This is a genomic window from Psychrobacillus sp. NEAU-3TGS (genome assembly GCF_029955155.1).
Classification (GTDB): domain Bacteria; phylum Bacillota; class Bacilli; order Bacillales_A; family Planococcaceae; genus Psychrobacillus.
In genome coordinates, this window is sequence record NZ_JAPNOZ010000001.1 from 43,414 (window position 1) to 57,986 (window position 14,573).

16 protein-coding genes are annotated in these 14,573 nt (G+C 38.5%); 4 read left to right on the forward strand and 12 right to left on the reverse strand.

The annotated features are described in order from the left end of the window. Positions 1-45 precede the first annotated feature (45 nt). Complete coding sequence (locus OR571_RS00235) at positions 46-1,050, reverse strand: nucleoid-associated protein (protein WP_282240893.1); 1,005 nt, start codon at positions 1,048-1,050, stop codon at positions 46-48. 112 nt (positions 1,051-1,162) lie between these two features. Beyond that, the gene (locus OR571_RS00240; RefSeq protein ID WP_282240894.1) at positions 1,163-1,678 is read right to left on the reverse strand and encodes a hypothetical protein; all 516 of its coding nucleotides are present in this window, start codon (positions 1,676-1,678) and stop codon (positions 1,163-1,165) included. A 245-nt stretch (positions 1,679-1,923) separates the two neighbouring features. On the opposite strand from OR571_RS00240, the gene OR571_RS00245 reads away from it, so the two are divergent. From OR571_RS00245 to OR571_RS00260, 4 genes are all read left to right on the forward strand, one after another. Continuing rightward, positions 1,924-2,340: a helix-turn-helix domain-containing protein gene (locus tag OR571_RS00245; RefSeq protein ID WP_282240895.1), complete on the forward strand. Its 417-nt coding sequence runs from the start codon at positions 1,924-1,926 to the stop codon at positions 2,338-2,340. 245 nt (positions 2,341-2,585) lie between these two features. Further along, positions 2,586-3,500, forward strand: coding sequence for a carbon-nitrogen hydrolase family protein (locus tag OR571_RS00250; protein ID WP_282240896.1), 915 nt, complete (start codon positions 2,586-2,588; stop codon positions 3,498-3,500). Positions 3,501-3,518: 18 nt separating this feature from the next. Next, positions 3,519-4,187 (forward strand): GNAT family N-acetyltransferase, encoded by a 669-nt coding sequence (locus tag OR571_RS00255; protein ID WP_282240897.1) that lies wholly within the window; start codon positions 3,519-3,521, stop codon positions 4,185-4,187. A 179-nt stretch (positions 4,188-4,366) separates the two neighbouring features. Then, the gene (locus tag OR571_RS00260; RefSeq protein WP_282240898.1) at positions 4,367-5,227 is read left to right on the forward strand and encodes an AraC family transcriptional regulator; all 861 of its coding nucleotides are present in this window, start codon (positions 4,367-4,369) and stop codon (positions 5,225-5,227) included. Positions 5,228-5,265: 38 nt separating this feature from the next. Here OR571_RS00260 and OR571_RS00265 read toward each other — a convergent pair whose 3' ends face one another. The 10 genes from OR571_RS00265 to OR571_RS00310 all read right to left on the reverse strand — a co-directional run bounded on the left by OR571_RS00265 (position 5,266) and on the right by OR571_RS00310 (position 14,564). Continuing rightward, positions 5,266-5,634: a DUF4181 domain-containing protein gene (locus OR571_RS00265; protein WP_282240899.1), complete on the reverse strand. Its 369-nt coding sequence runs from the start codon at positions 5,632-5,634 to the stop codon at positions 5,266-5,268. A gap of 136 nt (positions 5,635-5,770) precedes the next feature. Then, complete coding sequence (locus tag OR571_RS00270) at positions 5,771-6,433, reverse strand: GNAT family N-acetyltransferase (protein WP_282240900.1); 663 nt, start codon at positions 6,431-6,433, stop codon at positions 5,771-5,773. 91 nt (positions 6,434-6,524) lie between these two features. Beyond that, positions 6,525-7,127: a pyroglutamyl-peptidase I gene (gene pcp / locus OR571_RS00275; protein ID WP_282240901.1), complete on the reverse strand. Its 603-nt coding sequence runs from the start codon at positions 7,125-7,127 to the stop codon at positions 6,525-6,527. A 262-nt stretch (positions 7,128-7,389) separates the two neighbouring features. Then, positions 7,390-8,211, reverse strand: coding sequence for an alpha/beta fold hydrolase (locus OR571_RS00280; RefSeq protein ID WP_282240902.1), 822 nt, complete (start codon positions 8,209-8,211; stop codon positions 7,390-7,392). Between the two features lie 100 nt (positions 8,212-8,311). After that, positions 8,312-8,926, reverse strand: coding sequence for an NUDIX hydrolase (locus OR571_RS00285; protein WP_282240903.1), 615 nt, complete (start codon positions 8,924-8,926; stop codon positions 8,312-8,314). Positions 8,927-9,063: 137 nt separating this feature from the next. Next, positions 9,064-10,590 carry a tripartite tricarboxylate transporter permease gene (locus tag OR571_RS00290; RefSeq protein WP_282240904.1) on the reverse strand — a complete coding sequence of 509 codons (1,527 nt, stop codon included), beginning with the start codon at positions 10,588-10,590 and terminating at the stop codon, positions 9,064-9,066. Positions 10,591-10,608: 18 nt separating this feature from the next. Further along, positions 10,609-11,058, reverse strand: coding sequence for a tripartite tricarboxylate transporter TctB family protein (locus tag OR571_RS00295; RefSeq protein ID WP_282240905.1), 450 nt, complete (start codon positions 11,056-11,058; stop codon positions 10,609-10,611). Positions 11,059-11,111: 53 nt separating this feature from the next. After that, positions 11,112-12,146: a Bug family tripartite tricarboxylate transporter substrate binding protein gene (locus OR571_RS00300; RefSeq protein WP_282240906.1), complete on the reverse strand. Its 1,035-nt coding sequence runs from the start codon at positions 12,144-12,146 to the stop codon at positions 11,112-11,114. 134 nt (positions 12,147-12,280) lie between these two features. Then, positions 12,281-12,970, reverse strand: a complete 690-nt coding sequence (locus OR571_RS00305; RefSeq protein ID WP_282240907.1) for a response regulator — start codon at positions 12,968-12,970, stop codon at positions 12,281-12,283. Beyond that, on the reverse strand, positions 12,933-14,564 hold the full coding sequence (locus tag OR571_RS00310) for an ATP-binding protein (protein WP_282240908.1): 1,632 nt from the start codon (positions 14,562-14,564) through the stop codon (positions 12,933-12,935). Before OR571_RS00310 ends, OR571_RS00305 begins: the two co-directional genes overlap by 38 nt. Between the last annotated feature and the right edge of the window lie 9 nt (positions 14,565-14,573).

Sequence of the window (14,573 nt, forward strand, 5' to 3'; positions counted from 1 at the left end):
ATTATCAATTTTCCGCTATTACTTAAGCAGAATTTCTTCGTATTATTACACTTCTTCCTCGAAATAAATTTTATAAAACTTACGGTTCGTCACTTCGTCATAACCGACTTCGATCAGTTCATTTACTTTTTCTATATCACGTACGTTTACTTGAATTTCGATATTGTCATCTAGTTTTATTTTTCGTTTATAATTTTTCTCTGCCTTTACAATGGCGCTCTCCGAAATTTCTGTTTCGTATGGCTTTACTGTATTGATCAAGACGTCTTTTTGAACTTCATTTGCTTGTTCGAATACTGTTTCAATATAGTCTTCCACTTGAAATTCTTCTTCATTTCGAAAATATTCCAGCGTTTTGTTCAAAAATCCTAGTTTATCGGTATTTGTAAATGTCTCTTCTTTTAAAATATACTTTTTACATTCAGTTAATGCTAGATTCGTTTTATGGTAGCTTTCATCCGCTACTTTAAGCTTTAAGAAGCGCTCCTGCCAGTAGACGACATCTTCTTTTCTTTTGGTCTTCAAAAATACGGCCGGTTCTTCGTCTTGGCCCATATCGATAATGACGCACATATTATTTGCTTTCTTTACATTAATGCCGTCGATTCCATTCACAATTACATTGTTTTGGTCACTTTTCACATCAAGAAACATTTCTTTTTCTTCTATTTTTACAATAGCAATCACTTGTCTAACTTCATCTTGAAACAAGCAATTTTCAAAGAAGCCGGTGAATAATTCACCATTTTTGATATTTGGATGCTGCGATACGCTGTGTAAGTGTTTCGCAATATACTGTGATTGTTCTAGGAAACTAGTTGGATTATCAAAAATACTCTTCACATATGTATATACTTCATTTAAACCAATATTCGTTTCATGAAAAAATGCGTATTGTTGGTCTAGGTCGAGTTTATGGAACGAAAGCTGCGTAAAAGCCGCTTCTAGCATAACCTCTGGCTGCGGGAATGCCTCTTGCCCGAGCACTAACTGATCGCCCATATAATGCACGACATACTGTGCTAATTTACTATCGCTTACTTCAAGCATGGTGTTCACCTTCTAAAATAGTTTTTGTAGATAATTTACCATAACATAATCTGCTTGAAAGATGGCAAGTTCTCTCATAACGAGTAGTTTTTTTCCGATTCTTGCTTCCCCACTAAATACGATGCAATGCTTCCAACGTATCTAACACATGATCAAGAAAGTTCTCAATTTCTCCCATATTCTCTTCATTTATTTTGTGGAGAAACTCTATTTCTATCTTGTTTAGATAATCAGAAGCTTCCTCTTTATATACGTAGCTGAGTGTTTGTGTTAACTCAATTTCATCTTCCCAAATCTCGTTTAATGCTTGTTCGATTTTACTACATTGTATCTCTACATGTTGCACTTGCTTATAAAATCGTAATACTAAGGAACAGCCTAGTTGCTTTCCAGGCGTTTCTAGTATCTCCCCTGCTAAATCCTCTAAGGAAGCCTTTAATACAATTTCCGCAGTAACTTCTTGTTTGGAGACGAGTGTAAATTGAATGGCAAATTCCCTAGCAAGAACTGAAAAATCCATCCGATCTGACCGATTCGTAATATGTATCTGGTGCTCGATATTATCTAAATCATATACATGATTTTCAAATGCTACTTTTAAATTTTCAAAAATGGTTGGATCATACATTTATATTCCTCCACATAAAATTTTCATTCATGATGAAAATTGGCACCCATGTTTTATTGAACATGCGTACCTACATTCACTTCTTATTTCTCTTTTCTTTTATCATACGCCATCTTCTAGCCTGTTTCGAATATTTTACTGTGATTCCTTACCTTTTTGATGCTTTTTGAGTTAATTGGCACATTGTAGTCCATACTTTTACTATGTATTACATTTGCGGAAAAAATTCAAAGGAGATCGTTATCATGAAAAAAATGAAAGTTCAAGAGTTGTTACAGTCTGGACATAGTCTGATGAACAATATAGTAATGGATACGGCGGGATTACTAGGTGAGGCTTACTTTACTATTAAGATAGATGATCTATTAAAAGAAAGAGGAATCACGCAAAAAGATTTGGCGCAAATGACTGGCATGCGAGTCGGAACAATCTCAGAGCTTGTTAATGGCAAAGGGATTAGTATAAATAAAGTTCAGCTCTTCGCTCTAATGGCGGCCCTAAGAGTGAAGAGTATAGACGATCTATATGAAATGCAATTCCCCGAGGACTTCGAAATGACTTTTGAAAACGAACAGGCGGAATGGAAATCTACGAAAGAAATGCCTGAAGCCGTCAAAGAAATGTATAAAAAGAATGTATTGAAATCCTCCGGTCTAATGTAGTAGCCATAAAAAGGAGCAGGGAATTTCTCTGCCCCTCTTCCCCGCCAAAAAACTCCACAACAGTGGCACGAGAACATGTACATGGATGGTAACAGTCACTGGCAGATCACTAGAAATCGTATGTAATCTGAAGTTGCAAGAATCACATCATTTTTTGAATGATTTTCGTATGGATTATTTCATTTTGTATGATATGATTCATCTATTATTTTAAAAATAGATACTATTTTCAAGGGGGGATACAGATGAAATTACGTGTATCTGCTGTACAATATCATCTTCATACAATTAATAGTTTTGAGGAATTCGAGGCACAGGTGACACATTATGTGAAAACAGCTGCTGAATTCAATACAGATTTTATTTTGTTTCCAGAATTTATAACGACACAATTACTTTCCATTTCGGATAATGGTCAAGGTCAACCAATCCAAAACCTGCCGAATTACACGGAAAGCTATTATCGACTTTTTTCATCCCTAGCTGTGGAGCATGGGGTTTATATTATTGGCGGGACTCACGTCATTCGCAAAGAGGAGCGATTATACAATGTTGCACACTTATTTTCACCCGATGGTCATATTGGTGAACAAGCAAAGCTTCATTTAACGCCGACTGAGGTCTCTGAATGGGGAATCTCGCCAGGTGAGTCTCTCCGAATTTTCGAAACACCAAAAGGAAAAATAGCACTCTTAACATGTTACGATATTGAATTCCCGGAAGTAGTTCGAATGGTTCGCGGTATGGGCGCTGACGTGATTTTCTCGCCTTCTTGTACCGACGACCGCCACGGCTTTAACCGTGTTCGTTACACAAGCCACGCACGCACTATTGAAAACCAAGTATATGTAGTGACAACTGGAACTGTTGGATCGCTTCCAACAGTAGACTTTATGCGCGGAAACTTTGGGCAGGCAGCTATAATCACACCAAATGATGTACCTTTCCCGCAAGATGGTATTTTGGTAAAAGGGGAAATTAATAACGATATGGTTATTTCAGCCGATCTTGACTTGTCCCTATTGTATGAGGTGCGTGAACACGGCTCTGTCACAACTTGGAGAGACCGTCGATTCGATTTATATCCTGACCTTGGCACAATGACAGTTGAAACATCCATGACAAAGGAAATGGTCTTGCAAAAGACTTTAGATAAATAATCAAGGGGAGTGAGTGTAATGGAATACGTTCAAATAAAAAATATAGAAGATCCATTGTTTCCGAAAATGCAAAGGTTGATGCAAGAAGTATTTCCTGCTGAAGAAGTACTGGAATATGAATTATGGAGAGGACCTTTACTGGACCCTACTATTCGTATGTTTGTGGCAGTGGAAGATGGTAAAGTTGTAGGTGCGACGGAATATCGCTTCTATGCAGACAAGAAATTATCCATGACGGACTTTACAATGATTGGAAAGGAAGGCATTGGTGTCGGACCGTTCCTTGCAAAGAAACGACATGAGGATTTGTTGCAGCTTTCTAAAGAGCATAATGTCGAGTTGATTGGAGTGTTTGCCGAGATTTATGACCCTTACCGAATCGGAGATCATGCGTTTGGTGGGATTAAGGCCATGAACCCATTTGTACGTCGTGAAGTATTGGCTCATCTCGGCTTCAAACGCTTGAATTTCTCCTATGTACATCCTTCTTGGACAAATGAAGGCGATGCCGTAACAGATTTAGATTTCTGCTTCTTACCATATCAAGATATACACACATTAGATGCACGCTTTATCGCAGATTTTTTGAAATCATATTATGCGATTCTGTCACATAAACCGGAAGCATGGCACACGATGATTGCAGATTTGGAAACAAAAGACGAAATCGAACTATATCCTTTATAATTTATCTTTTGATATACGCCTCTCTATTGATATAGAGGGGCGTTTTCCGTTATATTTATTTTAACTTGATTCAGCAGAATTCCCCCACTTCTATTAGTGGTGAGCTGAACGCAAAGGATGTATACAATTTAGTAGGGGACCACAAGCCCTGCTGAATAAAGTTAAAGTGGGGTGGCAAATTGAAACATATACTTGAAGTGTTAAAAAAAGAGAATCATGTAATGCTTGATAGCATTTCATTTTCTCATTACCAAAACAAAACAAGCTCTGAGTTCAAGTCATCAGAACCCGAAATCCTTTTTGTCCTAGAAGGAAGTTTGACTTATCAAATCGGTGAAGACGAATCTCGCCCACTCAAAGTCGGAGAATATGTATTTTATCCGCAAGGTGTAAATGTCCGTTTTGAGATTGGAAAGATGAGCAGTACGCTTCTTTTTCCCCTATCCATCTCTATAACAGAGCAATTTGTTCACCTTTTACAGCAGCATCATCAATTTTCGCCGTCGCTACTCGAAAATCCGAATCGAGTGTGTATTTTACAGGAACCGTGGACCGTGGAGATCAATAGCCTACTCCAAAAGATCCTTGTTCACCTTTCCAAAAATCAACCTTATTTTGTTCATCTTGCCTTACTAGAAATTATGGCTTACATCTTTCCAAACGAACATATGCTGTCCAAAATCACGTATGTACTGGATCACTATTTGTTACCCGATCCAATTCGAAATGCAGAAAGCTATATATTACAAAATTATCACCAACCGATTCGTATGAAGCAGTTAACAGAAGTCACGAATGTCAGTGAGTCACAGTTAAACCGAATGTACCAAAGAGCCTTCCAATTAACCCCAATGGAACGTGTCGCAACTATTCGCATGGAACAAGCAGCACAATTGCTACGTAATCCATCGCAAAGTGTAACCAATGTGGCACTTCAGGTCGGGTATCAAAGCATGTCTGCTTTTTTGCAACAGTTCAAGAAGAAATACGGAGTCTCACCGAAAGAGTATCAAATAAAAACAACGGCGAAAGAAATATAACCTATGAATGAAACAATAAGCGTTAAACAATGAATCTATTAAAACCCTAGGAAACGATTCAGCCAATCAGTGTATGATACAAGGAGAATAAAAATAACAAGAACAACCGCTCCAAAAAGATGGATGATATATTCGCCACGTTGAATTGGATATTTCCATTCCATAAAAGCACGAAATAATTGAAGGATTGCAAAAAAGAACGCAATCCATAAATAACTCCATTCAAGGTCTAAATTTATTACCATAATATAGCTTATTACGAATAAAACTATTAGAGCAATCTCGCCCCATTTATGCATATTATTCACATATCTCGGTCGATTCTTTTCTCTTTTACCTATATTAAAAACTTTTCGTAAAACCATTTCCATGACAGTCATGACGGCAACAACAACTAAAATTAACATGATTGCTTTAAATAAAAGTATACTAAATCATCTCCTTTTTACTATCTATCTGGCGAACAAGTGATAATTACTTTACTGTTCAATGTAGTAAAGAGTTTCAATCCCCTTATACCTTTCATGAAAAACTTGTATTCATTTATTTGAAAGGATTTTTCCATTCCATCAACAAAGCATTATTATGTGACTCCTCATCCTCCAAATAATTTGGAACAACACAAACTGGAGTGCGCCCACATCTGAGCAAAAACGAAATTACTGGGTCTTTCAAATTACCATATAGAACATTTTCCACATACTGTTCAGGTGTTAGTTCCCTCGCATAATGGTGATACCCTGGCATCCTTCCTCCTCCGAGTACGCGATCCAAATCATCATGAACTACCCGCTCATATACAGCTTGCATCAATAGCTTGCCTAAGTCGAGCTTGCGAAATGCAGGTTTGACTGAAATATCAACAATATACAATGTTTTCTCTTTAGGATCGTGATTTCTGATGTACCCATGATCTGTTACTTCATCCCAAGTATGTATTGGGTTTTCTGAATCAAAAGGAACCAATAATCCAGTGATAGAACCAACAAGCTCACCATTTATTTCCACGCATAAAGCACCTTCCGGATAAAGCTTTACATGGTTTGCAAGCTGCTCCTCACTCCACCACAATTCAGACGGAAAGGGTGGTGGAAAACATTCTTGCTGAATGGCGATCAAGTCTTTAAAATCTTCTTTTTTATAGTTTCTTACAATTGCTCGAATGGGCCTTCCTTCTTGGAATACAAATAATTCTTTACGGTACATCTTTCCTACCCCCTTGGCCATTTATAAAGTCAGAAAACAGGTATGCCTGTCTCATTAAATAGAATACCTATTCTTAATTTTCTTTTAAAGCTTACACTAATTCCCCAATACAAATCTCTACACTCTTCTTCAAATCTGCATGTGACCAACTAGGAATTTTCCCATGTTGGATCGCTAATTCATGAGATGCTGGAATATGGATAAATCCTGCTTTCATATTGGGATTCACTGTTTTTGCATATTGCAATGCTTCATACATAACGTTGTTGCATAGATAAGTTCCCGCCGTGTTGGATATTTCTGCAGGAAACCCTTCTTCTAATAGTTTATTAACCATTTGACGAATAGGTAATGTGGAAAAGTAACCGGGCTCTCCTTCTATATTAATAGTTTCATCGACCGGGATATGCCCCTCATTGTCGGCTGCTCCATCTTTCACATTAATGGCGATTCGTTCTGGAGTGATCTTATATCTGCCCCCTGCTAATCCTAATGAAATGACCGCATCCGGCTTAACATCTTCGATATGTGCTAAAATTTTTGCTCCAGATAACGCAAAATCGACTGGCAGCACTCGACTTAACACTTGATAGTCTCCAATTTCCAGTCCATTTAGTTCCTCCACTATACGCATGGTAGGATTTACGGTAAAAGATAAAAACGGTTCAAATCCTGTTAATAATAGCTTCTTCATCATATTGCCTCCTTGTTCAGTCTTTAACCTTATTTTGTGTTTCTTTTACCCTTAAGTCAACACAATGAGCGGTTATACATAATACTTCCAGAACAAAAGAACTCATGCTTCTGTCTATTTCGGACTTACTACGCAGCATTCTTATATAGAGCTTTAAGAGGTACCACTTATTTTTCTAGTTTTTAATAATTTCCTAAAGCATAAAAATACAGCCCCTCATCTAATAGAGAGTCTGCATTTCTTTAATTATTTCCGTCAAAAGTCAGCCTTCTAAGAACTGATCTACTAACTTGTTAAATTCCTTGCTATGCTCCCAGAACATTAGGTGTCCGCCAAGTACTTCTATGCTGGACTTTGGAGAGATCTTTTGTGTAAATGCAATTGCTTTATCTGCCCAATGGTCCGCCACAATCGTTAATGTCGGTACTGTTTCACTAGCTATTCTCGCTTGTTCCCGATAATCAGAGAACATACCAGATGCAAATAAATTCGCAGCAATATAATGAGGAGTTTTTAAAGATTGCTCCACTAGCCAATTTAACTCCTCCTCCGTTACATCACGCTGCACCATGACACTTGTTGTATATGCCTTGATAAATTCTCGTTGACCAGCCGGATCGCGTAAGTACGTGTTATAAATTGCTCCAATGTCATCTAGAGGACCTTCCACCCAATCTTCTACACCGTTTGTCGACAATGCCTTTGGTGACATATCAATGAAAATAAGAGACTTTACATTGTCATAGCCGTGTTGTTTTAAATACTCCCAAATAGTTAAGCAACCGAATGACCAGCCTGCCAGTGTTACGTTCTTTAGTTGTAATATATCGAGTACCTTTGCCAAATCGGTACCATGCGTTACATAATCATTTCCCTGTAACGTAATCGATGAGCGCCCATGACTTCTTGGATCGATAACAATGACTCGATTTGTTTTCGAGAAATGCTCCACTTGATGAGTAAATACTTCCGTTGTAAACGTAAAGCCAGGGATAAAAACAATTGGTTCCCCCCTTCCTACATCTTGGACATATAATTCTACACCAGGGTCTACTTCCACATACTTTCCTTCCGACACTGTCATCAACTAGCCTCCTTATCGTAAGAGCAGCAATAATTGAATTCTTGTACACTCTTCGTTATATCAGCCTATTCGGATACTTTGATAAAAATTCCAACATTACTTATTTGATCGTCTCTACAAAATGCTTTAATATTCTCGCGGTCAAACCCCATATTGTATATTTTCCAAAATCATAGAACCATTCCTCGATCGCACGTGGTCTCCATTGATATTTATCGCCATTCATAATCTTTTCAAAGGGAAAATCGGTCAAGGGCATCGGTTGAACGGATACTGTATGCATATAAGGTTGATAGTTCAACAACCAGTCGACCGGTATCGTGAATACCTCTTCGACCTCTTGCTTATTAAAGGAATGTATTGGATGCTGGTCAACCGTCGCTACAAACGGATACACAACGAAAGAGGGAGATGAAACATATGCACTCATTTGTCCCAATACGTTGATGGATGCTGGATGTATTCCTAGTTCTTCATGGGTTTCTCGTATGGCTGCTTCCATTGGCGATGCATCTGTTGCATCAATTCGACCACCCGGAAAACTTATATCCCCTGGTTGTTTTCTCATCGTTAGTGAACGTACTTCAAAAAGAACATGCCATTCATTATCTACTTGAATAAGTGGTATCATAACAGCTGAACGTAATGCCGTCTCCTCTCCGATAAACAGAGGTTGATTTTCATTTAACCTATTTTTCAGCTTATCTATGAACACAGAATCTACCCCCTTACAAAACTTTATATACTCCAATCGTATCATGAAAATTAGTGTTTGAGAAAAGAAGCGGTACGTTACACTATTTCATAGGTTTAACAAAAAATGCAGACTCTCAAATGGAGTCTGCATTTCTATTAACCTTCTTCATTTATAATAACTTTTCGTCCTCTAAGCTTGAGCAGTAAAGGAACTAACAACCACGCTGCTGCCGCTACGATGAACACCAATGATAATGGTTTCGTAAAGAAAATGCTGAAGTCTCCATTTGAAATGGTTAAAGCGCGTCGCATATTATTTTCGATCATCGGTCCTAATACAAGGGCAAGAACTAAAGGAGCCACTGGGTAATCATTCTTAGACAATAAATAACCTAAAACACCGCAGCCTAAAAGTAAAAACAAATCAAATGTTGTGTATTGGACTGCGTACACACCAAAGAAGGAAATTGCGACTATCATCGGTAGTAAATACTTTTTAGGTGTTTCAATAATTTTTGCAAAGACGCGAACTAATGGCATATTCAACACAAGTAACATTAAGTTTCCGATGAACATACTTGCGATTAGTCCCCATGCAACTTCTGGGTGCTCGTCAAACAGTAATGGACCTGGTTGAATATTGTACATGATTAGTGCACCCATTAATATTGCAGTTGTACCTGATCCAGGAATTCCTAAAGTTAAAAGTGGAATCATTGCCCCACCAGAAGCTGCATTATTTGCTGACTCGGGACCAGCTACACCTGCAATATTTCCTTTACCAAACGTTTCTGGGTTTTTACTAAATTTTTTCTCTGTCATATACGAGAAGAAAGAGGCAAGTGTCGCACCTGCTCCTGGTAAAACTCCGATAAAGAATCCAAGAAGAGAGCCACGCGTAATTGGTATTGCACTGTCTTTCAGGTCTTGTTTAGTTGGCATTATACGATGAATTTTGGCAATTGCACCCGTCTCTTCATCTTTCTCTAAAATCGTTTTAAATACTTCTCCAAGTGCAAATAACCCTACAGCAACTGTTAAAAATTCAAGTCCGGAATACAAAATAGGCTGATCGTATGTAAATCGAGCAATACCAGAAACAGCATCGATTCCAATTGTTCCAAGCATTAGCCCTAAAACAGTCATGATCAACGCTTTAGTCATCGACTTTCCTGCAAGCCCACTAACTGCTGCTAATCCTAATAACATTAGAGAAAAGTATTCCGCTGGTCCAAACTTTACGGCAACGTTCGATAACGGTTCTGCTAAAAGAACAAGGCCGATCAGTGCTACAATCCCAGCACAAAATGATCCAATTGCCGAAATTGCCAAAGCCGCTCCTGCACGACCTTGTTGTGCCATTTGATAACCATCTAATGTCGTCACAACGGAAGAGGATTCCCCTGGTGTGTTCAATAAAATAGAAGTAGTTGATCCTCCGTACATCGCTCCATAATAAACCCCTGCTAATAAAATAATTGAACTCGCCGCAGCTGCACTAGTTGGCATACCTGAAGTAATCGTTGCTGTTACAGGAATTAGGAGAGCAACACCGCTCATCGGACCTATACCCGGTAACACTCCTACTGCCGTCCCAATGATAACGCCGACCAAAGCAAACAATAAATTTTGCCACTGAAAAGCGACACTAAAACCGTCTGCTAAAAATTGTAATGTATCCATAGCTTAACTCCTTCCTCTCTACAACAACGGAAATCCTGGCAATGAACCGCCGAGAAGCTCCGAAAACATATAATAGACACCAAATGAAAAAGCAGCTGAAATTAGAATGGAATAAACCATTTTTCCACGCTCCACCGTTTGAAAAGCAATTAGTAAAAATAGAAAAGTAGATACGACATATCCAATCTTCTCTAAGAAAAAGGCATAAAGCACTGCACTTACAAAAATGATCAGGAACTTTTTATATTGCAGTCGCTCTTTCTTCCATTCTTCCGATTTGTATTTAAATGTTTCATATAAAAGACGAGCACTTAAAGCAATTAATATAATACCAAGCCACATCGGAAATATTTTTGGACCGACGGATGAGCCGTATGCACTGTCAGAAATTTTTTGACTCTCTACAAGAAACAAAATCCCGACTAACAAAAAGGCAACACCGGCAAACCGATCGAATTTTTTATTCATATTTTTAATCGCTCCTAACTTAAAAAGGCGACTTTGCAGCCGCCTATATACTATTATTTTTGCATACCAAGTGCTGTTAAAAGTTCTACAATCACTTTATCTTGTTCTTCTAAATAAGTAGTAAAGTCTGCTGAGTTACGGTATTCGCTTGCCCAGCCATTCTTTTCTAACTCTGCTTTCCACTCGTCTGTTTCAACCATTTCTGCTAGTTTGTCAGACCAATAGTTTTTTGCACCTTCAGACATTTCTTTCGGTCCAAAAATACCTCTCCAGATAGTAAACTCTGCATCGATACCTGATTCTTTATAAGTAGGTACATCTGCTAGTTCTCCTTCTAAACGTTCAGAAGAGCTAACTGCCAATACGCGTACATCTCCAGATTTTGCATATGTTGCGATCGTAGATGCATCTGTTGCGATAACGTCTGCATTACCGCCTAATAATGCAGCAACCGCTTCTCCACCACCATCATATGACACATACTTCACTGCTTTCGGATCAATTCCCGCTTCAAATGCAGGCAAGATTCCTACAAGATGATCCATTGAACCAGGTGCAGAACCACCTGCAAGTGTTACTGCTGTTGGCTCAGCTTTAATCGCATCTAGCACATCTTGCAATGTTTCGAAAGATGAGTCACTTTTCACAACAATCGCTCCGTAGTCACGAGTTAGTTGCGCAAGTGGTGTTGTATCTTTGTAACCGTAAGGGCTGTTCCCTTCTGCTTTATCATTGTTAATAAGAATTGGTGGAGACTTTACCATGAGTACATAGTCATTTTTCGCTTCTTTCGTTGCAAACTCTGCCATGTAAACCGCTCCGCCGCCCCCTGGTTTATTTTCAACGACGATTGGTTTTTCGATTAACTTTGTATCATTCATCGTTTTAGCGATTGATCGAGCAGTTAAATCCCATCCGCCTCCAGCACCTGATGGAGCTACAATCGTAATATTATTTTTCGGATAATCCGATGTACTAGCTCCTTCAACTTTACTTTCGCTTCCTTTTTCACTTGACGAACAAGCCGCTAACCCCACTGCTAAAACAGCTGTAAAAGCGATTGACGTGACCTTCTTCCAAGTTTTCATAAAATCCCCCTCATCCCCAAAGTAATGACAGCGTTTTCATTCGCTTGTTATTAATTTATCAGAACATTTGACTAATACAATGTTTCTGATGATAAGTTGGATAATGAAAATTGAAATCATTTTGTTCATATTGTTCACGACGAATGAATGAAGTATCTTCGTTCTGGTCTACCAACTGTCCCGTAAATAAGCTCAGCATAGACAAGCTTTTCAGATGCAAGATACTCTAAGTAACGTCTTGCAGTTGAACGACTTACTCCAACCTCTAACCCAAGTGCTTCTGCTGTAATGCCGTCATTTACTTTCTTAATATGATTGACCACTTTTTCTTTTGTAATGGGATCAATTCCTTTTGGCGGAGTATCTTCCGAATGAGGAATGGAAGAAGTGTTATTCCAAAGTGACTTGATCAATTCCTCCTGTACCCTCCCGCTGCCTGTAAGAATGTCTCTTTTCGTTTTATAGGATAGTAAACTTTCTTTAAACTTCTCGAATGTTAATGGCTTTAAAATATAATCCGCCACACCGCCTCGGAACGCTTTTTTTACTATTTCCGACTCTGCTGCTGCAGTGATAAAAATGATATCCGTGTCTGGACTATGTTCTTGGATAATTGTCAATAAATCCGTTCCAAGTGTATCTGGCAGATAAACGTCCAGTAAGATTAAATCTGGCATATATGAAATAATCCAATCCTTTGCTTCTTCTCCTGTATACGCTGAGCCGATAACTTTAAATTCTTCCAACTTTTCGATAAATCGTCGATGAATATCCGAAATTCGTTTATCATCCTCCACGATTAAAATCTCTATTTGCTTTGTCATGTAAATAACCCCCTTTTGGAATAGAAACGATAAACAATGCTCCGCCCAAATCTCCCTTTTCAAGCGCGATAGAACCACCTAAATCATTCACGTTTTCCTTTACTTTTACCAAACCAAATCCCCGATTCGTATCACTTTTCGTAGATACTTTCTCTTTCCAAACTATATCTAGCACTTCCGCAGGTACCCCTGCCCCGGAGTCTTCCACTTCTATTATGATTTCCTCTCCATTGTCCACGATCAATATGCGGACATTGCGTAGCTCTTCTGGTAATTTCTCTACTGCTTCAAAGGCATTCGTCACTAAGTTACCAATTATAGAAACAAAGAGATGCTTCTGCAGATGCTTCGGTAGCTTTTCTAAATAACTATCTTCATCCAATATAAACCGCACTTTTAATTCCTTTGCGCGATTAAGAAACCCAATGACAATCCCACCAAGAAACGGGTCCTGTAAACGCTTCGTCATAAATTGAATAAGGGATTGATGCTCTGCTGTTTCCACATGGATTAAGTTAATAGCTTCATCATAAGAGTTCAGTTGAATAAGACCAGAAATGGTATATAAAAAATTATTGTATTCGTGGGTTTGAGCACGTAAAGCCTCTGTATATTGCTTCACTTGTGATAGTTCTTCTGCTAAACGATCAATATCAGATTGGGAGCGAAAACTTGATACAGCTCCGATAATTTTCTCGCCGTCACGAATGGGTATACGATTAACGATTGCCTTTTTTCCTCTTAACTCCATCGATCGATCTAAATGCTCTTCACCAGATTCTAATACTTGCGGAAGATACGTATTTGGTATAACCTCCCAAATATTTCGCCCGACTAATTTGGTATGAGACGGTAATGATAATATTTCAAGTGCAGCTGAATTGGCCATTGTAATCATGCCTTTTGCATCTACCATTACAATCCCTTCACGAACGGATTCTATCAATGCATTACGCTCTGTGAACAGATTCGCAATTTCTACTGGCTCCAGATCAAACAACTCTTTCTTAATATTCCTTGCTAATATACTAGAACCTAGAATTCCTAGTAATATTGCAATTACAACGATATAGGCAATATTATCTACATAGCGAATGAATAACGTTGTCATATCCTCTTTTAAAAATCCAACCGATATAATTCCGATAATATCACCATTCTCATCCATTACAGGAGCTTTTCCTCTAAGGGCTGTGCCAAGTGTACCAGTAGCTTCCGAAATATAGGATTTCCCGTATAATAGGGCTTGTTCATTGTCATCCCCGACCATTTTTTTTCCGATTCTTTCGACTACTGGATGCGCATAGCGGATACCGTCTTTATCCCCAATAACGACATATTCTGCCCCTGTACTTGCCTGAATGGTCATTGCGATGGGTTGTAACACATCTGTTGGATTGTCTGACTCGAAGCCTGCTATAATATCTGGTCGTTCTGCTGTAGTAACAGCGATGCTAAGCGCACGTTCTCCAACTTGCCCTTCAATCGCATGCGAAATGATAAAATAAAAAGAAATACCTGTCATAATTGCTACAACAGATACAAAGACTGCTCCAAATCCAAAAATTCTTGCTTGTAATGACCTCTTTTCCATCCTATCCAC

Excerpts from the sequence above, each read along its gene's own strand:
- OR571_RS00235 (WP_282240893.1), bottom strand. The coding sequence starts at position 1,050 with ATGCTTGAAGTAAGCGATAGTAAATTAGCACAGTATGTCGTGCATTAT.
- OR571_RS00240 (WP_282240894.1), bottom strand. The coding sequence starts at position 1,678 with ATGTATGATCCAACCATTTTTGAAAATTTAAAAGTAGCATTTGAAAAT.
- OR571_RS00245 (WP_282240895.1), top strand. The coding sequence starts at position 1,924 with ATGAAAAAAATGAAAGTTCAAGAGTTGTTACAGTCTGGACATAGTCTG.
- OR571_RS00250 (WP_282240896.1), top strand. The coding sequence starts at position 2,586 with ATGAAATTACGTGTATCTGCTGTACAATATCATCTTCATACAATTAAT.
- OR571_RS00255 (WP_282240897.1), top strand. The coding sequence starts at position 3,519 with ATGGAATACGTTCAAATAAAAAATATAGAAGATCCATTGTTTCCGAAA.
- OR571_RS00265 (WP_282240899.1), bottom strand. The coding sequence starts at position 5,634 with ATGTTAATTTTAGTTGTTGTTGCCGTCATGACTGTCATGGAAATGGTT.
- OR571_RS00270 (WP_282240900.1), bottom strand. The coding sequence starts at position 6,433 with ATGTACCGTAAAGAATTATTTGTATTCCAAGAAGGAAGGCCCATTCGA.
- pcp (WP_282240901.1), bottom strand. The coding sequence starts at position 7,127 with ATGAAGAAGCTATTATTAACAGGATTTGAACCGTTTTTATCTTTTACC.
- OR571_RS00280 (WP_282240902.1), bottom strand. The coding sequence starts at position 8,211 with ATGACAGTGTCGGAAGGAAAGTATGTGGAAGTAGACCCTGGTGTAGAA.
- OR571_RS00290 (WP_282240904.1), bottom strand. The coding sequence starts at position 10,590 with ATGGATACATTACAATTTTTAGCAGACGGTTTTAGTGTCGCTTTTCAG.
- OR571_RS00295 (WP_282240905.1), bottom strand. The coding sequence starts at position 11,058 with ATGAATAAAAAATTCGATCGGTTTGCCGGTGTTGCCTTTTTGTTAGTC.
- OR571_RS00300 (WP_282240906.1), bottom strand. The coding sequence starts at position 12,146 with ATGAAAACTTGGAAGAAGGTCACGTCAATCGCTTTTACAGCTGTTTTA.
- OR571_RS00305 (WP_282240907.1), bottom strand. The coding sequence starts at position 12,970 with ATGACAAAGCAAATAGAGATTTTAATCGTGGAGGATGATAAACGAATT.
- OR571_RS00310 (WP_282240908.1), bottom strand. The coding sequence starts at position 14,564 with ATGGAAAAGAGGTCATTACAAGCAAGAATTTTTGGATTTGGAGCAGTC.